Annotated in this window: 22 protein-coding genes and 2 riboswitches; of the genes, 14 read left to right on the plus strand and 8 right to left on the minus strand. The window is 70.4% G+C overall.

Translation table 11 applies throughout. From position 1 onward, the window contains the following. The coding region (locus tag RN743_RS15775; protein WP_310781264.1) for a DUF1552 domain-containing protein at positions 1-751 on the plus strand (751 nt) is incomplete at its 5' end. Between the two features lie 35 nt (positions 752-786). Continuing rightward, the gene (locus tag RN743_RS15780; RefSeq protein ID WP_310781265.1) at positions 787-2,805 is read left to right on the plus strand and encodes an ankyrin repeat domain-containing protein; all 2,019 of its coding nucleotides are present in this window, start codon (positions 787-789) and stop codon (positions 2,803-2,805) included. A gap of 32 nt (positions 2,806-2,837) precedes the next feature. On the opposite strand, the gene RN743_RS15785 is transcribed toward RN743_RS15780, so the two are convergent. The 5 genes from RN743_RS15785 to RN743_RS15805 all read right to left on the minus strand — a co-directional run bounded on the left by RN743_RS15785 (position 2,838) and on the right by RN743_RS15805 (position 7,169). Then, positions 2,838-3,191 carry a type II toxin-antitoxin system HicB family antitoxin gene (locus RN743_RS15785; protein ID WP_310781266.1) on the minus strand — a complete coding sequence of 118 codons (354 nt, stop codon included), beginning with the start codon at positions 3,189-3,191 and terminating at the stop codon, positions 2,838-2,840. Positions 3,192-3,531: 340 nt separating this feature from the next. Next, a complete protein-coding gene (locus tag RN743_RS15790; protein WP_310781268.1) occupies positions 3,532-3,906 on the minus strand; it encodes a VOC family protein in 375 nt (124 codons plus the stop codon). Between the two features lie 38 nt (positions 3,907-3,944). After that, positions 3,945-5,339: a hypothetical protein gene (locus RN743_RS15795; protein WP_310781270.1), complete on the minus strand. Its 1,395-nt coding sequence runs from the start codon at positions 5,337-5,339 to the stop codon at positions 3,945-3,947. Between the two features lie 31 nt (positions 5,340-5,370). Further along, a complete protein-coding gene (locus tag RN743_RS15800) occupies positions 5,371-6,258 on the minus strand; it encodes a hypothetical protein (RefSeq protein ID WP_310781272.1) in 888 nt (295 codons plus the stop codon). After that, on the minus strand, positions 6,255-7,169 hold the full coding sequence (locus tag RN743_RS15805; protein WP_310781274.1) for a creatininase family protein: 915 nt from the start codon (positions 7,167-7,169) through the stop codon (positions 6,255-6,257). Before RN743_RS15805 ends, RN743_RS15800 begins: the two co-directional genes overlap by 4 nt. Before the next feature lie 175 nt (positions 7,170-7,344). Between RN743_RS15805 and cobT the strand changes: the two genes are divergently transcribed. The 4 genes from cobT to RN743_RS15825 are packed head-to-tail and all read left to right on the plus strand — an operon-like array spanning position 7,345 to position 10,341. Further along, on the plus strand, positions 7,345-8,469 hold the full coding sequence (gene cobT, locus RN743_RS15810) for a nicotinate-nucleotide--dimethylbenzimidazole phosphoribosyltransferase (RefSeq protein WP_310781276.1): 1,125 nt from the start codon (positions 7,345-7,347) through the stop codon (positions 8,467-8,469). Then, on the plus strand, positions 8,466-8,999 hold the full coding sequence (locus tag RN743_RS15815) for a bifunctional adenosylcobinamide kinase/adenosylcobinamide-phosphate guanylyltransferase (RefSeq protein ID WP_310781278.1): 534 nt from the start codon (positions 8,466-8,468) through the stop codon (positions 8,997-8,999). Before cobT ends, RN743_RS15815 begins: the two co-directional genes overlap by 4 nt. Then, positions 8,996-9,811, plus strand: a complete 816-nt coding sequence (locus tag RN743_RS15820; protein ID WP_310781280.1) for an adenosylcobinamide-GDP ribazoletransferase — start codon at positions 8,996-8,998, stop codon at positions 9,809-9,811. Before RN743_RS15815 ends, RN743_RS15820 begins: the two co-directional genes overlap by 4 nt. Beyond that, positions 9,808-10,341, plus strand: a complete 534-nt coding sequence (locus RN743_RS15825; RefSeq protein ID WP_310781282.1) for a histidine phosphatase family protein — start codon at positions 9,808-9,810, stop codon at positions 10,339-10,341. Before RN743_RS15820 ends, RN743_RS15825 begins: the two co-directional genes overlap by 4 nt. Here RN743_RS15825 and RN743_RS15830 read toward each other — a convergent pair. Next, positions 10,325-11,707, minus strand: a complete 1,383-nt coding sequence (locus tag RN743_RS15830) for a hypothetical protein (RefSeq protein WP_310781284.1) — start codon at positions 11,705-11,707, stop codon at positions 10,325-10,327. The genes RN743_RS15825 and RN743_RS15830 overlap by 17 nt on opposite strands. Positions 11,708-11,760: 53 nt before the next feature. Continuing rightward, positions 11,761-13,995, minus strand: a complete 2,235-nt coding sequence (locus RN743_RS15835; protein WP_310781286.1) for a TonB-dependent receptor — start codon at positions 13,993-13,995, stop codon at positions 11,761-11,763. A 109-nt stretch (positions 13,996-14,104) separates the two neighbouring features. Next, positions 14,105-14,241, minus strand: a riboswitch (cobalamin riboswitch). Positions 14,242-14,294: 53 nt separating this feature from the next. Here RN743_RS15835 and RN743_RS15840 point away from each other — a divergent pair. The 8 genes from RN743_RS15840 to RN743_RS15875 all read left to right on the plus strand — a co-directional run bounded on the left by RN743_RS15840 (position 14,295) and on the right by RN743_RS15875 (position 22,575). Next, positions 14,295-15,296, plus strand: coding sequence for a hypothetical protein (locus tag RN743_RS15840; RefSeq protein WP_310781288.1), 1,002 nt, complete (start codon positions 14,295-14,297; stop codon positions 15,294-15,296). After that, positions 15,257-15,391: riboswitch (cobalamin riboswitch) on the plus strand. Its footprint overlaps the gene before it by 40 nt. 47 nt (positions 15,392-15,438) lie before the next feature. Then, entirely contained in the window at positions 15,439-16,389 is a 951-nt protein-coding gene (locus tag RN743_RS15845; protein ID WP_310781290.1) for a helical backbone metal receptor, read from the plus strand. Beyond that, positions 16,386-17,381 (plus strand): iron ABC transporter permease, encoded by a 996-nt coding sequence (locus RN743_RS15850; protein WP_310781291.1) that lies wholly within the window; start codon positions 16,386-16,388, stop codon positions 17,379-17,381. Before RN743_RS15845 ends, RN743_RS15850 begins: the two co-directional genes overlap by 4 nt. Beyond that, positions 17,378-18,211, plus strand: a complete 834-nt coding sequence (locus RN743_RS15855) for an ABC transporter ATP-binding protein (RefSeq protein WP_310781293.1) — start codon at positions 17,378-17,380, stop codon at positions 18,209-18,211. Before RN743_RS15850 ends, RN743_RS15855 begins: the two co-directional genes overlap by 4 nt. Next, positions 18,208-19,203: a CobD/CbiB family cobalamin biosynthesis protein gene (locus RN743_RS15860; protein ID WP_310781296.1), complete on the plus strand. Its 996-nt coding sequence runs from the start codon at positions 18,208-18,210 to the stop codon at positions 19,201-19,203. The genes RN743_RS15855 and RN743_RS15860 overlap by 4 nt, the downstream gene beginning before the upstream one ends. Further along, on the plus strand, positions 19,200-20,387 hold the full coding sequence (locus RN743_RS15865) for a histidinol-phosphate transaminase (protein ID WP_310781298.1): 1,188 nt from the start codon (positions 19,200-19,202) through the stop codon (positions 20,385-20,387). Before RN743_RS15860 ends, RN743_RS15865 begins: the two co-directional genes overlap by 4 nt. Next, entirely contained in the window at positions 20,384-21,076 is a 693-nt protein-coding gene (gene cobO, locus RN743_RS15870) for a cob(I)yrinic acid a,c-diamide adenosyltransferase (RefSeq protein WP_310781300.1), read from the plus strand. The genes RN743_RS15865 and cobO overlap by 4 nt, the downstream gene beginning before the upstream one ends. Further along, complete coding sequence (locus RN743_RS15875; RefSeq protein ID WP_310781302.1) at positions 21,073-22,575, plus strand: cobyric acid synthase; 1,503 nt, start codon at positions 21,073-21,075, stop codon at positions 22,573-22,575. Before cobO ends, RN743_RS15875 begins: the two co-directional genes overlap by 4 nt. Here the strand turns inward: RN743_RS15875 and RN743_RS15880 are convergent. Further along, the gene (locus RN743_RS15880) at positions 22,572-26,828 is read right to left on the minus strand and encodes a hypothetical protein (RefSeq protein WP_310781304.1); all 4,257 of its coding nucleotides are present in this window, start codon (positions 26,826-26,828) and stop codon (positions 22,572-22,574) included. The two genes, RN743_RS15875 and RN743_RS15880, sit on opposite strands and share 4 nt — an antisense overlap. Between the last annotated feature and the right edge of the window lie 99 nt (positions 26,829-26,927).

Raw genomic sequence — 26,927 nt, forward strand, 5'->3', positions numbered from 1 at the left:
GGTCGAGGACCGGGCCCGGCGCCGGCGCACCGATCGCAGCATCCTCGACTGGATCATGGGCGAGGTCAGCGGCCTCAAGCGCGATCTGGGGGCCACGGACCAGCGGCGGCTGGACCAGTATCTCGACAACATCCGCGAGATCGAGCGTCGCATCGAGCGCATCGAGGCGTACAACACGAGCGGTGAGACGCGCGAGATTCCCGAGGCGCCGCCGGGCGTGCCGGATGACTTCGCCGAGCATGTCCATCTGATGTTCGACCTGCAGGCGCTGGCCTTCCAGTCGGACCTGACGCGCGTGTTCTCGTTCAAGCTGGGCCGCGACGGGTCGGGCCGCGTGTATCCGGGCAGCGGCGTGGACGCCGGCTTCCATCCCGCCTCGCACCACGGCGGCCGCGAGGAGCGGGTGATCGACTACGAGAAGATCAACCGCTACCACGTGAGCATGATGCCGTACCTGCTCGAGAAGCTGGCCAGCATCGAGGAGCCCGACGGGAACCTGCTCGACAAGAGCATGATCCTGTACGGCTCGCCGATGGGCGACTCGAACCTGCACAACCACAAGCGTTGTCCGCTGTTCGTGGTCGGGAAGGCCGGCGGCGAACTCGAAGGCAACATGCACATCAAGGCGCCGGACGGGACGCCGATGGCCAACGTGATGCTGAGCCTGATGCACAAGCTCGGCCTCGAGGACATGGAGAGCTTCGGCGACAGCACCGGCGACTTCTCGTTCTCGGCGGTCGCGCAGGACTGAGTCGGAGTGTCGGTCGGAGTGTCGGAGGCAGATCGATGTTGAAGAGAATCGGTAAGGCCGGACTTCGGGCGGGGGTCCTCGTCGCGTTCTGCGCGACCACGCTGTGGGCTGCCGTGGCGACGGACGCGCCCGTCGCCGAGGCGGCGGCGCAGGGAGACCTCGAGGCGGTCCGCACGCTCCTCCGGGACGGGGCCGATGTAAACGCGTCCCAGGGCGACGGGATGACGGCGCTGCACTGGGCGGCCCTGCGGGGCGACGCGGAGATGCTGTCGGTGCTCGTCTACGCCGGGGCCAACGTCGCGTCGACCACGCGCCTCGGTGCCTACACGCCGCTCCACCTCGCGAGCCGGGATGGCCGGGCCGACGCGGTCGCCCTCCTGCTCGAGGCCGGCAGCGATGCCAACGCGCTGACGACGACCGGTGCTACGCCGCTCCACTTCGCCGCGGCGGGCGGGGATGTGCCGACCCTCACGAGCCTGCTTGAGGCCGGAGCCGAGGTCGACGCACGCGAGGGGGCCAACGGCCAGACGCCGCTCATCTTCTCGGCCGCCGCTGGCCGCCTGGAGGCCGTGCAGGCCTTGATCGCACACGGCGCCGACGTGTCGGTCGCGTCCCACGTCCTGGACTTCGTCGAGAAGGCGCGCACGGACAGCGAAGCCCGAGGTCGGCGGCGCGAGGTACTCACGGCGATTCGGAAGGCTGAAGCGGAAGCTCGCGGCGAGACCGTGGAGGTCGGGATCACCCGCACGGACACGCCGTCCGGCCAGGAGCCGACGCGGCGCGAGGCGGCCGACCGGGCGGATCGCGACCAGAGCGGCACAGCCCCCGCGACGCAGGGCGCCGGCGCGACGCCCGGCCAGGAGCCGGTGGCCGCCGCACCGGAGGAAACGCCGGCGGAGGAGCCTGCCGAAGCCCAGGGCGAGGATCCGCCCGAGGCCGAAGAGGCCCCCGAGGAAGAGGCTGCGGACGAGGCGGAGGAAGCCGAGGAGACTGAAAAGGCCGAAGAGGCCGAAGAGGCCGAAGAGGTCGAGGAGCCGGCGGAGCCCGCGCCGCGGCCGCTGAGCTACAGCGATATCGTCGGCAAGCAGGGCGGCATGACCGCGCTCCACTACGCGGTTCGCGAAGGCCACTTCGAAACGGTCCGGACGCTCGTCGCGGCGGGTGCCGACGTCGATGGCCGCACCGAGGGCGACCTGAGCACCCCGCTCGTCGTCGCCACCGTGAACGGGCACTACGACCTCGCGGCCTGGCTGCTCGAGCAGGGGGCGGACCCGAACCTGGCCAGCGAAGACGGGGTGGCGCCGCTCTATGCGACGATCGCCAACCGCTGGGCCCCCAAGGCGCTGTACCCGCAGCCCACCGCGTTCCGCCAGCAGGAACTCGACTACATGGAGCTGATGGAGATGCTCCTCGCGGCCGGGGCGGATCCGAACGCGCGCGTGAACACGCACATCTGGTACTCCGCGTACAACTTCGACCTGCTGGGCGTGAACTTCAGCGGCGCGACGCCCTTCTGGCGCGCCGCGAAGGCGCTCGACATCCCGGCCATGGAAATGCTCGTGGCCGCCGGGGCCGACCCGCACATGCCGACCCGGAAGGCGCCCGAGCGTCGCCGCCGTCGGCCCGCCGACGAGGAAGAGGAAGAGGATCCGAGCGGACTGCCGCCCGTCGAGGTCGGAGGTCCGGGCATCCCGCCTCTCGTCGCCGCCGCGGGATACGGCTACGGACGCTCACGCACCGGCAACCAGCACCGGCACCGACCCGATGAATGGATGGCCACGGCCAGGTACCTCGTCGAAGAGTTGGGCGCGGACGTCAACGGCCGCGACTCGGACGGGTTCGGCGCGCTGCACTACGCCGCGGCGCGCGGCGACAACGAGCTGATCGAGTACCTCGTCGGGAAGGGCGCCGACCCGCTCATCGTGGCCCGCAGCGGCCAGACGACGGTCGACATGGCGAACGGCCCGATCCAGCGCGTGCAGCCGTTCTTCGAGACGATCGCGCTCCTTGAGAGCATGGGCGCGAAGAACAACAACAACTGCCTCAGCTGCTGACCGCCGGCGGCGGCCTCCGGGCCCCCGCCGAATCAGTCGTTGTCGGTCCGATAGGGGGCGCGGGTTCGTTCTCGCACGGCGTCCACGATCCAGGAGTTGATGCTCGTCTCGCGCGCTGCCGCCGCCGCCGCGACGGCGGCGTGAAGCTCCGACCCGAGTCGCACGTTCAGCTTGCCGGAGAAGGGCCGCTTCGGTTCGACGCCGTCTTCCTCGCACCAGGCAAGGTATTCATCGATGGAGCGGTGAAACTCCTCGCGTAGCTGTGTCGTGTCCGTCGCCTCGAACGTCGCGATCGGATACGGACCGCTGTTGATCACCCGCCCGTGGAGGACATTGCTCGAGTCGTCGAACTCCACCGCGGCCCGGTATCCCCTGTATTCCATCATGGCTCCACCCCTGCCGCTCGCAAAAACGCCGCAATGTCTCGAACTGTCTCTCGCCCCACGACGGGGCGCGGATGAGGTCGATGGATCACGATCCTCTCGTCGTTCTTCTTGAGTCCAACACGGGACCCCGACCGTTCCACGACCTGAACGTCGCAGGCTTGCAGCATCGCCCGGACTTCGTCCCATCGGATATCCGAGGGCGTCGGCTTCCGGTGCACGCGTTCCAGCGTCTTCCGGTGCTTGGTTCGCATGGATACCGAGAATCGTCAACGCATGGTACCATGTCAAGTACCATCCTGCCGAGACGCAAGAAACGGGAGAGGGAAGCTCGCGAGCCTGTTTAGTCGTCGCGCGGGAGGCGCTGGGAGACGGAGATCGGGTAGCCGTCGGGGTCGCGGAGGGTGAACTCGATGGAGCGGGCGTTCGGGTTCACGTGCGGCTCATCGAGGCAGTCGGCCCCCATGGCGCGGGCGCGCTCGAACACGGCTTGCGCGTCCTCCGTGTAGAAGTAGAGCAGGACGCCGCGGCCCGGCGTCCCTTCTTCCGGATCCGTCATCCCCGGGTGGGCCTTGAATTCCCGGTGGTGGAGCATCAGTTCGATGCTTCCGTCCGACGCCAGGAGCCGCTCGAAGTGATGGCCTCCCCGACCGCTCACGAAGCCGAAGAGTTCGACGTACCAGGCTGAACTCGCCGCCACGTCTCGTACGACGAGCATGGGCGTGAGGCCCACCGGCCGGTCCGGTAGCCCCCGGCCTAGTGGTTCGAGTTGTTCGTTGCGGCTTCGGCGGCGCGCTTCGCCTCCTCGCGGGCGGCGACCAGCGCCTCGAACTCCACGGGGTCGAGGTAGGTCGCGTCGACCCACAGGTGCGCCATCTCGTCCACGGTCCGATCACCGTAGCCGACCCACTGCTCAGGGTCGGGGTTGTTCGGGTTCTCGGCCGTGTTGTCGTGCCAGGCCGTGATGACGAGCGTCGTGCCCGCCGGAAGGAGCGGGGCGGCGTCTTCCTCGTAGATGTAGTTGATGTGCCAGTTCCACTGGAAGTTGTCGACCTGGTTGATCAACTCCTTGCGGCCGTCCGGGTAGATCGCCTCGAGCGACATGGCCTTGCCGCGCATGTGCATGTGCGGCTGGAAGTTCTCCAGGCGGGCGGGCCAGCGCAGCGTGTGGAAGTCCTGCGTGACCGCGATCTCGCCCGGCGGGATGTCGAGGCCCGTCCGGCCCGTAGCGTTGTAGAACATGAGCCGGGTGCGGTTCCGGGGCTCCTCGCCCTTGGGATAGAACCAGACGCCGAGTTCCACGTAGCTGTCCTCGATGCGCTTGCCCATGGCGTGGAGGTGGACCTCCCAGCGGATCTGCGAGCCGGGGAGCATGATCTTGCCCGCGCCCTCGGGGAAGATCTCGCCCTCCTTGCCCACGGCCCACTCCATGAACAGGCCCGGGCCGCCCATCGCGCCCCCGCGCGTGCTTGCCTCGACGATGCCGGCGCTCATGGGGCTCTCCTCCTCGTCCTGCTGGAGGAAGGCGAGGACGTGGTGCGTGATCGTGCGCGCGTCGTTGCCGGCCGGCTTGATCTCGATCGCCTTCACCCAGCGGGGCTCCGTGATGCCGGTCGGCGTGACGGGCCGCCACCATTTGTCCATCGTTTCGGCTTCGAGCGTGAAGGGTTCGGACGCGATGACGAGGTCGGGTTCCCCGAACTCATCGAGGAGGCGCCATTCGTTCGGATCGGGGAACTCGACGGGAGGCGGCAGATCCGCGGGATCGCCCTCCGACCGGCCGCCATCGATCCAGGCGACGATCGTCTCGATCTCTTCGCTCGACAGACTGCGGTCGTTCCTGAACTCCTGGATTCCGACCGTGGGATCGAGGTGCCAGGGCGGCATGATCCGGTTCGACACCTTCTCGCGGATGCCCGATGCCCAGCGGTAGGCGTCCCGGTACGTGAGGAGCGACATCGGGGCGATCGAGCCTTCCTGGTGACACTCTTGGCACTTGGCCTGGAGGATCGGCATCACGTCCCGGTTGAAGGTCACGCCTCCGAGGTCGTCCTGCGCCAGTGTCGGCCCCGCGACGCCCAGGGCGCCGAGTGCCGCGCCGAACGCGATGGCCGCTCGCTTCAGGGAAACCGGATCGAACTGTCTCATCATCGTTCTCCTCGAACCTCGTCGAATCCGCCGGTCACGGGTCGACCGTGACCCGGAGGAATCCGTTCGTCCAGCAGCATTGCGCGTGGCCGGCGGCGGAAACACCGGAACCGTCGTTGGCGCGCACGCGCAGGATGTAGTCGCCCGGCTCGCTGAAGGTGACCGGGGTTGCGGCTTCGGCCCCGCTGGCCGGGACGCGGGCGGTGGGCTCGCCGAACGCCACATCGCCCGGACCCTGGTGCTTGAACCACGTGAGGTTGACGGGCGAGCCGTCGCGGCTCCCCGCTACAAAGTGACTGCGTCCCACGCCGTCGTCCCGGACGTGGACGCTCACGTCGAGCGCTTCCCCGACCCGGGCCGTGAGCGGGCCTCCCCAGGCCCCGGCCGGTCCCGCGCCTTCCTCACCCGCTCCGAAGCGGAGGACGGGGGGCGTGTTGCCGTCTCCGGCTTCGCCCTTGAGCGCGTCGATCTGCCAGTCCCGGTGCAGGTGGCCCGGGACGCGGAACGTCTGGCCGCGCATCCTCAGCGTCCAGTAGACCTTCCCCTCGCCGAAATCCGCCGGGACCCGGACGACGAACACGCCGTAGTGGCGCCGCGGGGCGAACGACGTGGGCTGGGCGCCCTGAAACTCCGCCGGCTCGATCGTGTTGTCCGGCCCCAGGGGGACTTCGATCGTCTCCTCGAAGTTGCGGTTGAAGTAGCCGAACGACAGGGACAGCGTGCCGTCCGCGTTCGGGTACCAGCCCTCGTAGGCGGGCGTCACCGTCTGCCCCCTCCCGCTGGGGTTGCCGAGCGGGACCTGGCCGGCAAGCGGTGCCGTATCGAGGCACAGCGTCGCCGCGAGCGCGGCGAGCGCCGGCAGCCCGTGGCGAACCCCCGCGTCGCTCTTGCCACGGGTTGCCAGGACCCGGGCAGGTCTCACCGTCCCGCGTCCGCCATGCTCGCCTCGATCGAGGCCCGGATCGCCTTCACCGTCGCATCCACCCGGAATTGGAGCAGCTTCCGCCCGGTGGCGATCGCCTCCTCCTTGGGGGCGATGGAGACGCCGTTGATGCTGGCCCGTCCCGCCGCCACGCGCTCGTCGTAGCGCACCGTCGTCGGGTCCTCGGTCATCATGATCGCGGTGATGACGAAGTCGTCGTGGATCCCCTCGGGGTCCGTCTCGAAGATGCCGAGTTCGGTGTTCATCCACTCGTGGACGTCGCGGTAGCGGTAGAACTCCGGGATGAAGTGCGCCTGCGCGTCGTACCAGCGCTCGTTCAGGCGGGCGGCGACCGCTTCCATGCCCGACTGGTTCCCGCCGCTGTCGCCGAACAGGATGATGTGCTCGAAGCCGTGCGCCTTGAGGCTCGACGCCACGTCATCGAGCACGGCCTCGAACGTCTCCTGCCGGAGGCTGATCGTCCCCGGATACCGCATGTGCCCGGACGGCTCGTCGATGTCGCCCTCGGGGACGAGCTTGACGACCGGCGCACAGAGCGCGTTCCCGAGTTCGCGGGCCACGCCCTCGCAGGCGCCCTGCAGCACGTAGTTGTGCTTGCCGGTGGCGAGGTACGGTCCGTTCTGCTCGATGCCGCCGGTCGTGATGATCGCGGTGGTCTTCCCGGCCGCCATCGCGTCCCGGACCTCCATCCACGTCATCTCCTCGATCCACACGGTGTCGAACGCCTCGATGGGCCGCTCGGATACGAGTTCCTCCTGCACCTGGCGCTCACGCTCGGCGGCCAGCCGGGCGCGCTCTTCCGGCGACATGTTCCGCTGCTGGCCCCCCAGCGCCGAGGCGGAGACCGCGAACACCGCGAGCAGGGGGAGGATGAATCGGGACTTTCTCATGGCACACCTCTGTTTCCGCGAGCACGGGAGCACGACACCAGCCCCGAGATTAGCATATTCCGTCGGGGTCCGACCAGTAGTATGCGCTGGCGGCTGGCTCGCCCCTGCCCTCCACCCTATGCTGGCGGCGGTCCCATTCGGGGGTCTGCATATCTGCTGTTGTCCTGAACCCATCGTGAACACCTTTGCCGCATCTCCACAGAGCGTGATCGCGCGCACGGTTGTCGCAACTCCGCGGGGAGATCCCGCGGCGGTCCAGGCGCACCTCGACGCGCTGACCAAGCCGCCGGGCAGCCTCGGACGCCTCGAGAAGCTGGCGCTCCAGGTCGGCGTGGTCCTGGGTGACCCGCCGCCTCCACTGGAGGACGCGGTGGTGTTCGTCTTCGCGGCGGATCACGGGGTCGCCGTGCAGGGCGTGTCGGCGTATCCGGCCGAGGTCACGGCGCAGATGTGCGCGAACTTCTCCGGTGGCGGGGCGGCGATCAACGTGCTCACCCGGGCGTGCGGCGCCGGAGTGCGTGTCGTCGACGTGGGCGTTGCGGCGGACCTTGCCGGGCTGGCGGGAATCGAGCACCGAAAGGTCCGCGCGGGCACGGACGATCTTTCAGCGGGGCCGGCGATGACCGCGAGCGAGGTCGAGGAGGCTCTGGCGTTGGGTATGGAAGTGGCGGGAGGTGGCGCCGGCTCCACTGGAGAGGCGCGTCCCCCCGATCCCTGCCTCGTCGGTGTGGGCGAGATGGGCATCGGGAACACCACCGCGGCGGCTGCCGTAACGGCGTGCCTGGCCGGGGCAGCGGCCCGCGAGGTCGTCGGCCGCGGCACGGGGGTCGACGAGGGCGGGCTGGCCCGCAAGCGCGACGTGGTGGAACGCGCGGTGGCGCGGGTCGCCTGCGGCGAGGATCCCCGGGACGATGCCGTCGCGGTGCTGCGGCAGGTGGGCGGGCTCGAGATCGCGGCCATGTCGGGCGCCATGATCGGTGCGGCGGCGCGGGGCGCCCTTGTGCTCGTGGACGGGTTCATCTCGTCGGCCGCGGCGCTGGCGGCCAGCCGCCTGTGCCCCGATCTGTCGCCGTACCTGGTCGCATCGCACCGCTCCACCGAGCCGGGCCACGCGGTGGCGCTCGATGCGCTCGGCCTCGTGCCCCTTCTCGACCTCGACATGCGGCTCGGCGAGGGGACCGGGTGTGCGCTCGCCATCCCTGTCGTGCGGGCGGCCGGAGCGTTGCTCCGCGAGATGGCGACCTTCGAATCGGCCGGGATCTCGGGGCCGAACGAGGGTCCGTCGGGGGCGGGATCATGATGGAACTCATGCTCGTGACGGGCGGGGTGCGCTCGGGCAAGAGCCGGTGGGCTCAGGGCGAGGCGCTGGCGCGCGGCGGGGAAGAGGTCACCGTGATCGCGACCGCGGAGCCTGTCGACGACGAGATGCGTGAAAGGATCGCGGCCCACCGCCGCGATCGTCCCGCGGGGTGGCACACCATCGAGGCGCCCGCGCGGGCGGGCGAAGCCATCCTCGCCGCCGGCACGGACACCGTGCTTCTGGATTGCGTGACGGTGCTGACCGGCATGGCGATCGGACGATCGGGAGCCGACGCCGAGGCGGCCGCGTTGGACGCGATGGCCGCGGAGATCGACGGGATCCTCGATGCGCGCGCGGCGCGCACCGGCTTGCTGATCGTCGTGACGAACGAGGTGGGGTGGAGCGTGCACCCGCCCACCGCGCTCGGGCGCTGGTACCAGGACGGGCTGGGCATCGCCAATCAGCGTCTCGCCGCCGCCGCGGACCGTGTCGTGCTCATGGTCTCCGGGCTGGAGCTGCGATTGAAGTGAGGACGTCGCTCCGGGGGGCGCGCGCCGCCTTCGTCTTCCTGACGCGTCTGCCGCTGGGCGGCTTTCCCTACTCGGCGGAAGAGTGGCGGTGGGCCTCGGCGTGGTTCCCCCTGGTCGGGCTCGTGCTCGGAGGGGCATGCGCGGCCGTGTGGGTCCTGGTGGCGCCGCTCGGGCCGTGGGTGGCGGCGATGAGCGTGATCGTCGTGTCGATCCTGCTGACGGGCGCCTTCCACGAGGACGGATTGGCCGATACGGCCGACGCGCTGGGCGGAGCGACGGATCGCGAGGGGATCTTCGTCATCCTGAAGGACTCGCGGATCGGCGCCTTCGGGGCCCTGGCGCTCGTGACGTCCATCGCGTTCCGGCTGGTGCTGCTCGCGCAGTTGGGGAGTGCGGCACCGGCGTCCGCGCTCGCCGCAGGGGCCTCCCCGCTCGCGGCAGCGCCCGCGGCTTTGCTCCTCGCGCACGGCCTGGCTCGGGTCGGCCCGGTCTGGCTGATGGTCGCCCTCCCCTACGCGAACGCGGCGGCGGCGAAGAGCGGCCACGTCGCGCGGTCCGGGGTGGCACAGGCAGCGGTGGCGACCGCGGTCGGCGTGGCCGTGGCCGGGGCTGTGGCGGCGGGTGCGATCGGCGCGCTCGGCGTCCTCGCCGCATTTGCCGCGATGGCCCTTGCCACCACGCTCTGCGGTTTGCGATTCCGCGCGCGGGCCGGCGGCGTGACCGGCGACTTCCTCGGCGCCACGGAGCAGGTGAACGAGATCGCGATCCTCGTCGCCGTGCTCGCGGCGCAGGTCGCGCAGGCCGCCGCGTGATCCGGCTTCTTGCCATCCGCCACGCACCCGTCGCCGTCGAGGGAATCGTCTACGGGCAGACGGACGTGCCCACGACCTTGGACGGAGCCGCGGCCGCCGCGCGTATCGAGCCCGTCGTGGCCGAGTTCGCCCCGGCGATCATCTGGTCGTCCGATGCCGTCCGCTGCCGCGAGCCCGCCGCCCTGCTCGGGGAGCGGCTCGGCGTGCCGCACCGCATCGACGAGCGGGTGCGCGAGATGTCCTACGGCGATTGGGAGGGACGGGCCTGGGACGCCCTGCCGCGCACCGAACTCGACGAATGGATGGCCGCCTGGCAGACGCGGTCTCCGCCAGGCGGGGAGACCGTTGCCGGGTTCACCGAGCGGGTGGCCGCGTGGTGGAGAGACCTCGACGCCGGTCCCCATTTCCTGATGGCGCACGCCGGGGTCGTGCACTGCCTCGATGTCGTGGCCGATGGTCTCGCCTGGGGACGGGCCATCGAGGAGCGGCTCGGCTTCCTGGCGGCCAAACGGTTCACCGGAAACTCCTGATTTCGAGTCCCACCGGCCCCTGCCCCGGGGGGATGCTGTCGGTCAGCGCCCAGGTCTCCGGGTCATAGCGGAAGATCCAGGGCGACAGGTTCTGGCGCGTACTGCCGAAGAACGTCTGGTATAGCGAGCCGTCCGCCGCCGTGTGCGCGCCAAAGGCGCCCCGGCAACCACCGCCGGCGAGGGGCGCGCAGATCGGGTTGGAGGCGTCCCGCACGAACGCCTTCGTGGCCGTGTTCCAGGCGACCGTCCCCGTGAAGAACGCCGACGCAAAGAGCGTTCCGTCCTCCGACACGTGAACGTGTCCCGAGCCTGCGGGGAATCCCTCGACGACCTCGACGAGCTCGAGTGAACCGGGGTCGATGATCGCCAGCGTCGACGGCGCGACGTAGTTGCCGGTGTTCATCACATACAACATTCCATCGGGCCCGATGGCCCCGAACTGCGCATTGGTACCGCCGGTCTCGATGGTGGCGACGACGGTCATCGTAAGCGGATCGAGCGCGGTCACCACCCCGTCGCCAGCAGGCGCGAAGTTCTCGTCCAGGTTTGCGGAGATGACGAAGGCGAGCGAGTTGGAGAACGGCACGATACCGGTCGGGAACTGCGTCACCGGGACCAGGTCGCCGATGGCGCCGCCGGCCTGTCCGATCGTGAACCTGCCCACCTCATCCGTCTGCTGGTTGGCCGCCAGCACCGTCCTGTCGTCCACGAACGCCGACCCGGTCGCATTCCCGGACTCGAAGAGGAAGAACCCGCCGATCTGCCGCGTACGGAGGTCGATGACGGCGACCGAGGCTGCGTTTCCGAGGGGAACGACGCCCGTCTGGCCGCGGATGCTGATACCGGTGGGAGTCACCGCGCTCGACGCCCCCAGGGCGATGTCGCGGTTCTCCCCCGGATCGCCGAGCTGAAAGAGCCGGAGCGCGTTCGCGCTCGAGTTCACGACGATGCCGATCTGGGCATCCGCCACCGTTCCGTCGAGAAACTCCAGCCTCTCGACCAGCAGCGAGACCGACGCGTTGCCGGTGTTACCGTCGGAGTCCGTTGCCGTCAGGGTGATCGAGTGCACGCCCACCGACGGGGAGGCGACCTCCAGCGGCGAACCTGTACCCAGTGCCCCGTCGATCGAGCTCGTCCAGGCCAGCGCGGCGTTCCCCAGCGTGCCGTCCTGCGGATCCGTGGCCGAGCCGGCCAGCTGGACCGGCGTGCCTTCGCTGACCATGAGCCCGGAGGCCGGCGAGGTGATCGTCACCGAGGGCGTGCCGGGCCCGACCGGGCCCACGGGTTCGACGGGGGGGTCATCGCCGCAGGCGGTCAGAATGACGAGGGCGAGGGGTGCGATGAAGCGAAGCGCGGTACGGGTCATGAGAGATCCATCCTTGGTTGACTGGGATATGGTGAACGAGGTGGATTGCGCGGTCATCTCGCGGCTCCGATGCGGATCCGCGTCGACCAGCCGCGGCCCGGCAGGGGGTAGTCGACGAGCAGCGCGGCGCGTTCGTCGAGGAGATTCGTAACGGCCACCTCGAGCCGCCCGGCGAAGCGGGTCCACTCGAAGGGCAGAGCGATGCCGGCGTTGAACAGCGTGTAGGCGGCGAGCGCGTTCAGCGGGGAGCCCGGCACCGTGCGCCGCGACCCGACGTGTGTGCCCGACGGCGTGAGCGTGATTCCGGCCGGCAGCCCGATGCCGAGGGCCACATCCGCCGTGAAACGCGGCCGGTAGGCGACCTGGCCATCCAGCACGGCGCCGGTGTACTCGACCTCGGACCAGTCGGCGCTTGCCGTGAGGCTGTGCGTGCGTCCGAACGCGGCCAGATCCGTCGTGGCGCCGACTTCGAGGCCGCGGCGCGCGACGTCGTAGTTGTCCGGGCTCCACACGAAACGGTGGTCGGGGAACCAGAGGATCATGTCGTCGAGGTCCGCGCGGTAGGCGGTCGCGCGCAGTTCCCCGGTGGCCGGGCCCACAGACCAGCGCTGGGCGAGCGTCGCCGAGAGTTCTCCCCGTATGCGCTCCGGCCCGAGGTCGGGGTTGGGCTCGACGAGGACCCCTTCCTGGAAGAAGAGGTCGCCGAGCCCGGGAGGGGAGAAGCCGTGGCCCCACCGGAGGTCGAGGGCGAGCCCGCCCCGGGTCAGCGCGGCGTCGAGGGCGGGCGACAGGGTCACGCCGTCCACAAGGTCGTGCCGGTCGGCGCGCAGGGAAGCACCCAGATCGAGGCGGAACCCGCGCCGCAGTTGCCAGCCGCGCCCGGCATGTGCCCACGCCCCGAGTTCGTCGAGGCCGATGCCGGGCGACGTCAGCGCGTTCGACTCGACATCGAGCCGTGCCGCGTGGAGGCCGAACCGGAGGTCAAGCGGCTCGCGCGACGACGACGCTTCCGCGCGCCACCATCCTTCCACGGAGAGCTCCGCCCGCCGCACTCGCGTCCGGGTATCGTAGGCGCGCCCGAAGGGGGGCTCCGGATCCGCGTAGTCCGCGCGCTGCCACTGCACCGAACTGCGGGCCGAGCCTCCGAGGCGTGCCGCCGGAGAGGCGCCGTCCGATTCGACCGTGACGCCGAGCCCGTAGCGACGGTGGCGCTGCCGACCCGTGGCGGAGGGCTGCGCGATGGTCCCCGGGCTCCCGCGCTCGATGTCGCTGAGGTGGGCGCGCAGCGAGGCCTCCGCGCTCCCGCGCCGGGTGATGCGGAGGTCTCCGCCGGCGTGCGAGAAGGCGGAGTTCTCGCGGGTCGTCTCGCCGCCGCCCCGGAAGGCGGGGACGTCGTAGGTGAACGCGCCGTTCGACCGCCGCCAGCGGGCGCCGCCGGAGACCGACCAGGCGTTCCCGAAACCGCTCGATCCGGTGACCGCCGTCTCCGCCGAGGACCAGGCGCCCATCCCGGCGGTGACGGCGGCGGTGGTCGCGTCGCGGTTGCGGCTCTCCAGCAGGACGACGCCGCCGAGCGCCTGCGGTCCGTACCGGGCGGACTGCGCCCCCGGGATCACGGTGAGGCGGGACACGGATTCGAGGTCCACCGTGCTCAGGTCGGCGACGCCGGTGAGCGGAGAGTTGATCGGCGTTCCGTCGAGCAGCACCAGCACCTGGTCGCCGCCCGCGCCGCGCAGTTGCAGCACGGCGGGGGCCCCCGGTCCGCCCTGTCTCACGACGGTTGCCCCGGGAACGCGTTCAAGCGCGGCCGGGAGATCCGTCACGCCGGGCGGAAGGCTGGCGGTCTCCAACACGGTGGCGCCGGCGTCCCGTTCGCGGGATGCCACCTGCACCACCAGTCCCCTGAGCCGCACAGGCGCCGGATTGAGCACGATGCCCGTTCGCGTGACACGCCCGTTCACGGCTTCGACCTCGACCGCGGCTTCCAGGAAGCCGGGTGCCGAGATCACGAGGGCGTGCCGTCCGGGCGAAAGACCTCGCAGGACGGCGACGCCGCGCGCGTCGGCCGTCGCCCGGAGCCCCGCGCCCCGGACGGCGACCGTCGCCCCCGGAACGGCGACGGCCGCACCCGCGTCCGCCGCAGCCTCGCCCGGCGCACCCGGCGCAGTCCTTGCCGCCCGCACGGACACGTGAACGGACGCAGCGACCTGGGTGGGGAGCGCGTGTGCCGAAGCGCCCGGGACGGCAACTCCGGCGGCCAGGATGGCAATCGCGAACTTCGTCTTCACTCGACCCCGTCTTCTCCTGGACGGGGAAGAGCACGGTCGCACGTCCACGCGACGGTGAACGCGGGACCACGCCCTCCCGCGAGGGTGCTGATCCGAAGACGGAGGAGAGGTCTCCTGGCTTGGGACGGATCCGCTCGCCTTCCCGGGCCTCGCGACCCAGTGGCTTCGTGAACGGAACGCCGAGGGATCGAAATCCCTCTGTCCCTTTACAGTGGCGGGGCCGCGCCGGACTTTCACCGGACTTCCGAGCGCCCCTCCGTCTATGAACTGCGATGATGGATACAGGCTCTGCCGACAGCGTGCAAGCCAGTGCAGGGCCCGCGACCTGGGCAACCCCGGCCACCTGCGGCGAACTCGTTCAGGGCTTCGGTCGCGGCCGATGGCTCCAGATCGCGGCTCCCGTCGACCTGTACCGAACCGCCCGCGCCGTGGTCGTGCCGCCCGCCCACACCGAGGCCGGTGCTTCCCGCCGCTACGCCAAGGTGAAACGCGGCTTGCAGGTCCTGCTGCGCGACCGGCCCGGTCGAGGCCTGCGGGTGACGCTCGGCGGCGACGAGATCCCGCGGGGGAGCGGCTTCGGAAGCAGCACCGCCGACCTGGGCGCGGCATTGCGCGCCGGCATGGACGCCCTCGGCCTGCGGGGGTCGTGTGAAGCCGTCGTCCGCGCCGCCCTCCAGGTCGAGCCGACCAGCGGCTCCCTCCTCCCCGGGCTCGTCCTGTTCGATCACCGGGGGGGTACGATCCGGGAGCCGCTCGGCCCGCCTCCGGCCTTGAACATCCTCTGCATCAGACTCCCCGGCGTGGTCGACACGGTGACGTTCAACCGGGGCCTCCCGACCCGACTCCCCGAACACGCTCTGAGAGCCTGGCGCGACGCATTCCGGCTGTGCGCCGACGGGATCGCGCACGGCGACCCCGGGAAGATCGGCGCGGCGGCGACCGCGAGCGCTGCGGCAGCCCATCACCTGGGGTGTCCTCCCGCCCCGCCGGGACTGGAGGCGTGTGCCCGGGCGACGACCGCGCTCGGCATCCTGCGGGCTCACTCGGGGACCGTGTGGGGGCTTCTCTACCCGGAGGAGGAAACGCCGACACCAGAGGAGGTTTCGGACATCCTGAACCACGGGGTGGCTGTCACGGCGCCCGTGCTGCCCGCGCGTTCGTCCGCGACGGTTGCATCCCTGCAGTTGATTGGCGGCGGCTGCCGAGTTGCCCCGCCTTCGGAGATGCGGCTATCGTCGCAGCTTGACGCGAGGGGGCCACCGGAAGTTCGGTCCGAAGCCGACGCGGCCCCGCCACTGTAGGAGGTCCGGATCCCATCGGCGGATCCGAAACGACGCGCTCGACGGCCACTGGTTGATCCCGGGAAGGCGAGCGATGTCGCCTCGAGTCAGGAGACGCGGTTCCCTCGTCCTTTGAACACCATCCTTCGAGGGAGGGGACCCGGTGTACACGGCACACCAGGCAAGGGCGAGCGCGACGCCGAGCGCGACGGCGCCACCGAGTTCTCCGTTCGCCCGGTGGATCGCCGCCCTGCTCGCCCCGGCCCTCCTCACGTCCTGTGCCCCGGACGAGCCTCCGGACATGCCCGCGGTTTCCGTCACGGACGATGCGGGAACCACCGTCGCGCTCACCGCGCCGGCGGGCCGCGTCTTTTCGGTGATCCCCTCGCTGACCGAATCGATCACCGCGCTCGATCCCGGCGTCCTCGTCGCGCGCACCCGCTTCGATCGGGCACCCGAACTCGCTCACCTCCCTTCGCTGGGCGGGACCATACAGCCGAATCTCGAGGCGCTGGCCGGGCTCGAACCCGATCTCGTCGTCACGTGGGCCGACGCGTCCCAGCGCGCGGTGGGGGAACGGGTGGACGCGCTGGGCATTCCCGTCTACAGGGCGGTCGTGCAGACGATCGACGACGTGCGCAGCCACCTGCGCCGCCTGGGCACACTGCTGGGCCGCGAGGAACGGGCCGCCGCGCTGGTGGACTCGCTGGATCTCGCACTGGAGGGCGTGGCCGCCACGGTGCGCGGCCGCGAGCGCGTCGACGTCTATTACTCCGTCTGGCACGACCCGCCGCAGACGACCGGGCCGGGAACCTTCATCGACCAGGTCATCGAGCACGCGGGCGGGCGCAACATCTTCAACGATGCCGCGCGCTCGTGGCCGCGGGTGTCCATCGAAGCGATCCTGCGGCGTGACCCCGACGCCCTCGTCATTGCTCGACACGCGCCCGACGCTCCGGGTGCGCCATGGCTCGAGGGACCGGGCTGGCGGGAACTGCGCGCCGTCCGCAATGGCCGCTACCTCCTCGTTGACGGCGACCTCTTCAACCGCCCCGGACCCCATGTGGCCGAAGCGGCGCGTCGCATGGCCCACTTCCTGCATGGGCCCCGTTGACGCACACTCCCCGCCGGCTCGCACTCCTCGCGCTGGTCGTCCTGGCGGCGATCGCGCTCAGCATCTCCTTCGGGGCCTCCGGCCTGGGTCCCGGGGACCTGTGGCGTTTCCTCCTGGGAGAGGCCGACCCCACCACCCGTTCCATCCTCCTCCAGTTGCGGCTGCCGCGGGCGGCTCTGGCAGCGCTCGTCGGAGGCGCGCTCGGTCTCTGCGGCTGCACCTTTCAGGCCCTCCTGCGCAACCCGCTCGCCGAGCCCTACGTACTGGGCGTCTCGGGCGGAGCCGCCGTAGGCGCGGTGGCCGTCGTGGTGACCGGCATCGGGCTGCGTTTTCCCTGGATGCTCCCCCTGGGCGCGTTCGCCGGCGCGCTGGCCGCGATGGCGCTGGTGCTGGCGGTCGCGCGGCGGGCCTCGCCCGGTCGGATGGACACGCGCGTCCTGATCCTGTCGGGCGTGATCATCGGCGCCTTCTTCAACGCGGTAATCCTGCTTCTGCTCTCGCTCGCCGATGTGGAGTCGTTCCGCTCGGCGATCTTCTGGATGATGGGGAACCTCTCCGGCGCCGACTGGGCTTCGACCGGGCTGCTGGCCCTGCTGCTCGTGCCCGGCGCGCTGGCCGTCCTGTCGCTTGCCCGGGCCTTCAACCTTCTCTCGCGCGGCGAGGAGGTTGCGTTCTACCTGGGCGCCTCCGTGCAGCGGGTGAAGCTCACCGCGTACCTGGCCGCGTCGCTGATGGTGGCCGCGGCGGTCGCGGCCGGCGGCGTGATCGGCTTCGTCGGGCTGATCGTTCCGCACGCCGTCCGGCTCGCGTGGGGGAACGACCACCGCCTGCTCCTCCCCGCTTCCTTCCTGGCCGGAACCGCCTTCCTCCTGCTCGCGGACACGGTGGCCCGGCTCGTGGTGGCGCCGGCCGAACTCCCCACCGGGGTGGTCACGGCCGTCGCGGGGGTCCCGTTCTTCGTGGCGCTGCTGCTGCGGGGGGGCCGGCGGTGAGGGAAACCAAGGCCTCGCGCGACTGGCGGCCGGTGCTGGAGGGTCGGGACCTGAGCTTCACCCATCCGCGCGCGGACGAGGCCGCCGTGCGCCGGATCTCGGTATCGGTCTCCCCGGGCAGGCTTCTCGCCGTCGTGGGTCCGAACGGAGCCGGCAAGACGACGCTGTTGAAGCTCCTCTCCGGATCCCTGATGCCTCAAGAGGGTGGAGTCACCCTCGACGACCGCGCGCTGTCCGATCTGGGCGACCGGGAACGGGCCCTTGCGATCGCCGTGGTGCCGCAGTCCGAGTCCTCCCCCTTCCCGGTCACGGTGCGGGAGATGGTGGGGATGGGGCGTTACGCGCACCTCGGCGCGTGGGAGCGCTCCGGCGACAGGGACCGCGTGGTGGTGGAAGATGCGATGGCGCGCTGCGCGGTTGCGGAGTTCGCGGACCGCCACCTGGGCGAACTCTCCGGCGGCGAGCGACAGCGGGCGCGGATCGCTCGCGCGCTTGCCCAGGAGGCCCCGGTCCTCCTCCTCGATGAGCCCACTGCCGGACTCGACCTGCGCTACCGCATGGAGCTCTTCCACTTGCTGCGCGACCTCCGGGCCGCCGGCCTCGGTGTGCTGGTCATCACTCACGACCTCAACCTGGCCGCGAGGTTCGCCGACCGGCTGGTGCTGCTCGATCGCGGACGCGCGCTGGCCCGGGGCGCCCCCGACGAAACGCTGTCGCGAGAGTCGCTGGAGGCGGTCTACGACTGGCCGCTCAGGGTGGTGCCGCACCCGGGACCCGGGAGCGACACCGGCGCACCGCAGACGGTCCCGCTCAGAAGGGATGACCCGTGAACGCGACGCGGCGGCCCCCATTCGCCCCGGGGCTGGGCCTGGTGGGGGCCCTGGTCCTCGATCGGCTGCTGCGCCAGCCCCGCTTGCATCCGGTGCGGGCGATCGGCGCGCTGCTGGGCGGTGCGCGCCGACTGCGGCGCAGCCGGGGACCGCTGGGGAGCCTGGTCGAAGGGGCGGCGGCGCTGGCGGCGGTGTCGGGCGTCGCCGCCGCGGCCTCGCGCTCGCTGACGGCGCGCCCCGGGCGCTCCTCCCGGGAGTCCTCCGGGTCCCGGCTGCCGGCCACCCTCCTGGCGGCAGGGACCGAAGCCCTGCTCCTGCATCCGGCGCTTGCCCTCGAGCCGCTTGCCGAGGCCGGGGAACGGGTGGCCGCCGCGCTCGGGGCCGAAGACCTCGACGGAGCGAGGCGCCACCTGGCGTGGGACCTGGTCAGCCGCGACACGAGCACGCTCGACGCCTCCCACTGCGCCTCCGCGGCGATCGAGTCGCTGGCCGAGAACCTCTGCGACTCGGTGATCGCGCCCGCTTGCGCCTACCTCGCGGCGGGCTTGTCCGGGGCCTGGGTCTACCGGGTCGTCAACACCGCCGACGCGATGTTCGGCTACCGTACTCCCGACCTGATCTGGTACGGGAAACCGGCGGCGCGAGCCGACGACCTCCTCAACTTCGTACCGGCCCGGCTGGCGGCCGTCCTGATCGTGATGGCCGCGGCGTCTCGACCGCTCCGCCGTGACGGGAGTCGCCCCGCGCCCGGCGGGGTGTTCCATCTCCTCCCGCGCGAAGCGTCCCGCGCGGCGGGGCCCAACGCCGGGTGGCCGATGGCCGCCGCCGCGCTCGCCCTGGGGGTCCGGCTCCACAAGCCCGGCGTCTACACGCTGAACGCCGCGGGCGCTCGACCGGACGCCGGCGACATCGATGCCGCCGCCACTCTGATCCGCCGCGCAGCCTGGCTGGGCGTCGGGCTCGTCGTCGCCGCGAGAGCATGCCGCTCGTGAACTGGCGTCCTCCGCGCCCCGACCCCCGCCTCGCCGGCGCGCCGCCGGAGTTCCATGGCGGGCCGGGGTACGAGCGGGACGTGGAGTATCCCTCCGTAACCGCCGACCTCAGCACCAACGTCAACCCGTACCTGCCGGACGAGGCCGTGCGCCGGGCCGTAGCCGGCGCTCCGCTCGACGCCTATCCCGATCCGGCTTCGAGCGGGGCGCGCGCGCGGGTGGCGGGCGTCTGGGGGCTCGACGCCGAGCGCATCCTCCTCGCGCCCGGAGCCTCCGACTTGATCTACCGGATCGCCCGCTGCTGGATTCGCCCCGGCGATCCGGCGGTCGTGTGCGGCCCCACCTTCGGCGAATACCGCCGCGCCGTCGCGGTCCAGGGCGGGGAAGTCCACGAGGTGCGAGGGGTCGCTCCGGGCTTCAGGCTGCCGCTCGAACGGTTCTGCGACCGCGTCGCGCGGCTCCGTCCGCCGGTCGCCTTCCTGTGCACTCCCAACAACCCCACCGGCGAAGCCCTCTCCGACGCGAGCGTCGCTCAGCTTGCCGACCAGATGCCCGCCGGGACGCTCCTCGCGATCGACGAGTCCTACCGCTCCTTCGCGGAGGGACGCCTCGCGCCACCCCACCTGCCCCACGACGACCGCGTCCTGCACCTGCGCTCCTTCACCAAGGATCTTGGCGTACCCGGGCTGCGCCTCGCCGCCGCCGTCGCGGCGCCCGGGATCCTCCACCCGCTCGCATGCGTCGCGCCGCCCTGGTCCGTGTCCTCCGTCGCCCAGGCCGCGCTCCGGACGGCGCTTGCTCCGCGCGCGCTCGCCGGGCTTGAGGACAGTCTCATCCGCATCGCAGCGCGGCGCCGGTCTCTGTCCGCGGCGCTCGCCCGGCGCGGGTGGCGTCCGGGCCCCTCCGCCACCGGCTTCATCCTGGCGGCGGTCCCCGATGCAGCCGCCACCACCCACGCCCTCAGGCTTCGGGGCGTCCGCGTGCGTCACGCGGCCTCCTTCGGGCTTCCGGGGCACATTCGGGTCGCGGTTCGGCGGCGCGCCGAGGAGGAGCGCTTCCTCGCCGCGCTCGACGAGATCGCCGCCTCGGACGAGATCGCCACTCCAGACGAGATCGCCACTCCAGACGAGATCGCCGCTCCGGACGGGATCGCCGCACACACAACCGCAGGAGGACCCTCGTGACCCAGGACGACGAGCGGAGTTCGGACCACTCCCGACCGCGCTGCCGTCCCGCGCCCCCGGAAACCGCCGATCCGAGGTCCTCGACCGGCGACCGGGCGGACCGGCATCCGAAAGCCCCGGTGCCGAAGCAGAGGACGCCCGGGCCCTACCGCGTCCCGCCCCGCGAGCGGCGCACCGGCCTCGTCATCCTCAACACCGGCGACGGCAAGGGGAAGACGACGGCCGCGCTGGGCACGCTGCTGCGCGCCCGCGGCCGGGACATGACCGTGGGCATGCTGCAGTTCCTCAAGACCGAAGGAGTGAAGCGGGGCGAGCACATCGCGGCCGAGAAGCTCGGGGTCGAGATCGTGCCGATGGGGGCCGGCTTCACCTGGCTGAGCGAGCGCATCGCAGAGGACCGCGCGCTGGCGCGCGAGTGCTGGGCGCAGTGCCGGGAGGTGCTCGACTCCGGGCGCTACGACATCGTGATCTTCGACGAGTTGACCTACCCCCTGGCGTACGGCTGGCTGGACCATGACGAGGTGCTGCCCGCGATCCGCGATCGTCCGGCCGGGACGCACGTGATCATCACCGGACGCATGGCCACACCCGAGCTCATCGAGTTCGCGGATCTCGTCACCGAGATGAAGGACGTCAAGCACCCCTATCGAACGCGCGGCATCGGGGCGCAACCCGGGCTGGAGTTGTGAGCGCACCCGTTCTGATGCTGCAGGGCACGGGCTCGGGCGTCGGCAAGTCGCTGCTCACGGCGGCCTTCTGCCGCCTCGCCCGCCGCCGCGGGATCGCCGTCGCTCCCTTCAAGGGCCAGAACATGTCCAACAACGCCGCGGTCACGGCCGACGGCGGCGAGATCGGGCGGGCGCAGGCGCTGCAGGCGCGGGCCGCGGGGCTGGACCCGCACGTCGACATGAACCCCGTCCTCCTCAAGCCGCTCGCCGACACGCGTTCCGAGGTCGTGCGACTGGGACGCACGGACCGCGGAGCGACCGACCTCCCCTGGCGCGAGCGCAAGCCCCGCCTCTGGCCCGTGGTGACGGAGGCGCTCGCCCGCCTCCGCGACCGCGCCGAACTCGTGATCGCCGAGGGCGCCGGCAGCCCGGCCGAGACGAACCTGCGCGAAAGCGACATCGTCAACATGGCCGTGGCCCGCCACGCGTCCGCCAACGTCGTGCTCATCGCCGACATCGACCGGGGCGGTGCCTTCGCCTCCCTCTACGGCACCTGGGCGCTCCTCTCCGCGGCCGACCGGGCGCTCTTCCGCGGCTTCATCCTCAACCGTTTCCGCGGGGATCCGGCACTCCTCGCGCCCGCCCCGGAGACCCTGCAGGAGCGCACCGGCGTGCCCGTCCTGGGCGTCGTCCCCTGGATCGACCACAAACTGCCGGAAGAAGACGGCGGCCCGGCCCTCGACGCCGGACCGGCCAACGCCCCCGCCATCGCGGCCGCCGCCTACCCGCGCGCCTCCAACCTGGACGACCTCGACCCCCTGCGCCGCGAACCGGGCGTGCGCCTGCGCTGGGTCCGCCGCGCGCGCGACCTGGCCGCGCTCACCGCCCCACCCGGCCTGGCCGCCATCATCCTCCCGGGCTCGCGGAACACCCTCGACGATCTCCGCTGGATGAAGCGCACCGGCCTCGCGGACGCCATCCGCTCGCTCGCGACGGACGGCATCCCGGTGGCGGGCCTCTGCGCCGGATACCAGATCATGGGCCGCCGCATCGCGGACCCGGCCGGCATCGAGGGCGGAGGCGAGGAGCCGGGGCTGCGCATCCTGGACGTGCGCACCGAACTCGCCCCGAGCAAGGAGACCCGGCGGACGCGCGCGCGCATCACCGCCGCGCCGCCGGGCTGGCTGGAGGGCGAGGAAGGAGAGATCGTCGCCGGCTACGAGATCCACCACGGGCGTACTCGAGCCGCGCCCGGGCTCCAGCCGTGGCTCGCCGACGGGCCGCGCGACCTCGGGCACGCCGATGGCGCGCACTGGGGGTGCTACCTGCACGGCGCGTTCCGAAACGACCGCCTGCGCACGGGCTGGCTGCGCTCCCTCGGCCTCCGGCCGGATTCGGCAGGGTGGGGCGGCTCGATCGACCACGAACTCGACCGCCTCGCCGACACCGTCGAGCGCTGCCTGGATGTCGACGCCGTGTTCGCGGACGCGCTGCGGCGGCCGGCCGCTGCCCGAAGCTAGGTCTGGCGGGCGCGTCCCTCCGGTGTCCCGGCTCGCTCTTCCACTGCTCGTCGGCTGCGCGGCGCCCGACGAGACCTCATCGGACACGGCGACGGCCGCAGCCGATTCCGGCGCAGCCACCGCCGCCGCAACGGCGGGGCCGGCGACTTCGGATCCGTACCCGTACGAGCAGATCCACCCCACGGGGGGAAACTCCGCCTTCCCCGCGGGCGCCCGCTTCTTCGCCCACTCGACTTCGTCGGCAGACCGCGGCTAACCAGTGTTTCCAAGTCGGGGTCCGAAGCGAGTCCCGACAGCGTATCGCGTGCGAGGGCGGTGGCCCGGACCATTTCCTCTCCGCGAATGACGCCACGGACTCGACCGTTCGCCCGGTCAAGCAGGATCGCCATCGGCTTGTCCGTTTCGCCGTCCAGTCTCGTCACGCCCTCTGGGCCGGAGAACACGATTCGGTCGAGCGAGACTCGCCACTGATCCTCGAACGGGACCATGAACTGGAAGATTCCGCCCCCGTGATCCACTTCGTCGACCGCGAAACTCAGCAAGAACAAACTCTCTCCGCCCGCACCGAGGCCCTGCACCTGGTACCGGCCGCTACGGGACGGAAGCACCGTCGGCGCATCGAGCACGAACGCGGGATCGAGGTGCAGCCCTCCATCCGCGTCGACGCCGCCCCACAGCAGCAGCCTTGGCCCTCGCCCCTCACCGGGAGACGTCGGGGCCATGTCCGCCGCTCCGGTTCGGTAATCCAGCGCCTTCCTGAAGTGATAGTCGCTGATCCAGGCGGGTTCGCAGCCGCTCCCCATCACGTCGGGGATCGAACTGGAAATCAGGCTGTCCCCGCGCGCGTCGTAGCCTGCGATTCCGATCTCGCCGGCGCTGTACGGGTAGTTCGGGTCGTCATCGAAGGCGATACCGCAGGGCGTGTGCCGAAGACTCAAGTTATGCCCCAGTTCGTGGGCCAGAACCCAGGGCTCTGATACGCCGACGCTCGAGGTTCCCGGCAGCGCGCCGATGCCGAGGACGGGGGATCGCCGCACGGGTTCCATTACCCCGTAGTAGTGCCCGGTCCCCTGCTCCATCGTCCGGACGAGCCGGACCTCCGACAACAGGTTTCTCCATTCGGCCAGTGATCCGGGATTGTTCGTGGTTACGTAGGGTTCGCGCACGGTCACGTTCCAGTCCTGCACGGGGAGGACATGTCGCACGAAACCCCCCGTCTCCTGGTTGGACGCGAAGTCGTCAGCCCAGTCGATGACGCTGCTGTCCGGCACCGACTGGTAGAGGACGGGGACGATCGTCAAATCAAGACGCGGCATCTCGCGGACATCCAGTTCCAGCCGCCCCTCCGCGGGCACGCGGACTTTGCTCCCCGCCGCTCGCGGCATGATGCTGTCAGGATCCACCTCGATCACGACGCCGACGCCCGGTTTCAGCACGCCCGCCGGGATGTTCGCGCTGAAGGACTGCGTGAGGTCCTCGGGCCTCGGCGAAAGAGGGAGCCCCCGTTCCGATTCGAGTTCCATCGTCGCCACGTGCACCTCTGACCCGGCCAGGTAGAACGTGGCTCGCGCCTCCGGCTGGTAGGCGTTCGCTCGATCCGAAGTTGCGAACACTCGCAGCAGGGCCGGGCGCCCGGCGATCAGAGGCACGTCACCCCCGAGGTTCTGAGCGGCCTGCGTCAGGTGCACGGAGGGGATGTCCAGCAGGAAGGGCGCCGGCTCGCAGCTCTCCCCCGGCGCCTGCCGACCGATGGAGCCGAGCCACGATTGGAACCAGGCGACGTCCGGTGCGCAGACTCCGCTGTCGTTCCACCGGAAGTCGGTGAGTCCCGTGAGGTCGACGAGCGAGCCCGGCAGCGTCCCCGTAAAGCGGTTCTCCGAGAGGTCCAGTGTTTCCAGTCCGGTGAGCCTGCCCAGCTCGCCGGGGAGATCGCCGGTCAGTTCATTCCCTCCAAGATCGAGCAGCCGCAACCGGATCAATTGCCCGATCGCGCCCGGAATCGCACCCGTGAGTCGGTTGTCGCCGAGATTGAGTTGGCGCAGTTGCGTCAGTTCCCCGAGTTCGGATGGCATCGAGTCGGTCAGCCGGTTCTGGCTCAGATCGAGTTCCTGCAATGAGGAAAGCGTTCCGATTTCAGCGGAGATCGACCCTTCCAGTCCGTTGTTGGCGAGATTCAACGAGACGGGCAGTCCCCGTTCATCCACGGTCAGCCCGTGCCACTCCGCGACGGGTTCGTCGGTCAGCCAGTTGGTGTTGTTGGTCCACTGGCCACCGCCCGCGGCGTCGTACAAAGCCTCCAGCGCCCCCCTCACACATGGTTCCCCGCCTTGATTGACCCGCAGGCTGGCCAGCCACTCCTGAAAGCCGCGATCCGTGGGAGAGCAGAGTCCGGTGTTCGTCCAAAGGAATCTGTCGAGCGGCAGGTTGACGAACTCGGCCGGGATCGGGCCGGTGAGCCCGGTGCTTCCGATGGATAGCGTCGTAAGATTGGAAAGGTTCGCCAGTTGGGGCGGCATGGGACCCGTCAGGTCGTTGTCGTAGATGACGAGTTCGCGGAGGTTGCTCAGATTCCCCAGCTCCGGCGGTATCGGACCCGTGAGCTCGTTCCGGGCGAGCCACAGTGATTCAAGAGAGGTGAGAGTACCGAGCCAGACCGGTATCTCCCCGGTGAGACGATTGTTCCAGACGTTCAGTTCCCGGAGGCCGGTCAGGTTCTGCAATTCGGACGGAATCGGACCCGTGAACGCGTTCACACCGAGCAACAGGTGTTCCAGGCTCGCGACTCGCCCCAACCAGGCGGGAATGGGCCCGTCCAGTTGGTTCCGGGCCACATTGAGGCGGGCGATTTGCGAGAGGCTTGCGAATTCGGCCGGGATCGAGCCCGTGAGGCGGTTGTGGCTGAGGTCGAGCCAGTTGATTTCAGTCATCCGGCCGAGTTCAACGGGAATCGAGCCCTCGAACCGGTTTCCGTTCAGGTTGATCCGCCGGAGGGTCGTGAGGTTGCCGATCTCCGGCGGGATGGAGCCGCCGAGGTTGTTGTCCCCGAGATCCAGATAGTAGACGTTCGGCAAACCTCCCAGTTCGGGCGGGATCGGCCCGGTGAGTTCATTGTCCGCCAGAAGAAGCCGTTCGATCTCCGTGAGATCTGCCAGTCGAACGGGAATCGTTCCCGAAAGCGCGTTCCGGGAAAGATCGAGGCTCCGCAGCTTCGTCAACCGGCTCAGTTCGGGCGGGATGGGACCCGTCAGACCATTGCGCGTCAGGCGCAGGGCCGTCACCTGACCGTCCTCGTCCACCGTGACGCCGTGCCATTCTTCGAGCGGAAGGGTGGAGCCCCAGTTCCCGCTCGCCCTCCAGTTCGTTCCTCCCGTGCCGGCATGAAGGACCTCGAGGATGTCGCGCTCCGTCAGCTCGCACTCCTCATCCGTGCCCTCGTGGGTCGCAATCGAAGCGAGCCATGCCCGGAACATTTCGTCGGCCGGTGCACAGAGGCTCGTGCCCGTGTAACTGAATTCCGTCAGCGCCACGGCCGAGAGCGCCAACGGGATCGGTCCGGAGAGTTCATTCCCATCCACCGAGAGTTCTCTCAGCTCTCTCAGTTGGCCCAGATTCGACGGAAGCCGGCCCGTCAATCCGTTGTCTCTCAAGTCCAGAGCCGTCACGAAACCGATGGAATCGGTGGTCACCCCGTACCACTGGCTGATCGAGCCCTGGCCCCACCCCTCCTGGTTCGTCCAGTTGGCGCCGCCGGTGGCATCATAGAGGGCGTTGACGACTTCAACGTCCTTTTCGTTACAGAAGGACGCGCTGAGACTCGGGATTCGGGCCGCCCAGGGAATCCATTCCGGCGTTCCCGGCACACAGAGGGAGATTCGCACGATGTCCAGCCGCGTGAACTCGATGAACGAGGTGGGGAGCGGTCCGGTGAGATCCCTGCCTCCGATGATGAGCCATCTCAGGTTGCGAAGATTTCCCAGTTCCGGTGGGATCGGCCCCTCCAGCCTGTCCGAGGAGAGAGTCAGGTGAGTGAGGCCTGTGAGCTTGCCGATCTCCGGCGGGATCGGTCCCTCGAGCTCGTTGTCGCCGGAAGCGAGGTTCAGGGCCGTGAGCTTCGACAGGTTCCCCAGTTCAGGGGGGATTCGCCCGGTCAGGGGATTGTTCCAGAGTGTCAGAGATCGGAGCTCGGACAGGCTGCCCAGCCCGGGTATGACGGGCCCACCGACATTGTTGTGTTGCAGGTTCAGCTCGATCACGCGGCCCTGGTCATCCGTCTTGACGCCGAACCATTGGCCAAGCGGAGCATCGCTCCGCGATTACATGATCCAGCGTGGTCCTGAGAAATCCGATAATGC

Source organism: Candidatus Palauibacter scopulicola (assembly GCF_947581915.1).
Lineage (GTDB): Bacteria > Gemmatimonadota > Gemmatimonadetes > Palauibacterales > Palauibacteraceae > Palauibacter > Palauibacter scopulicola.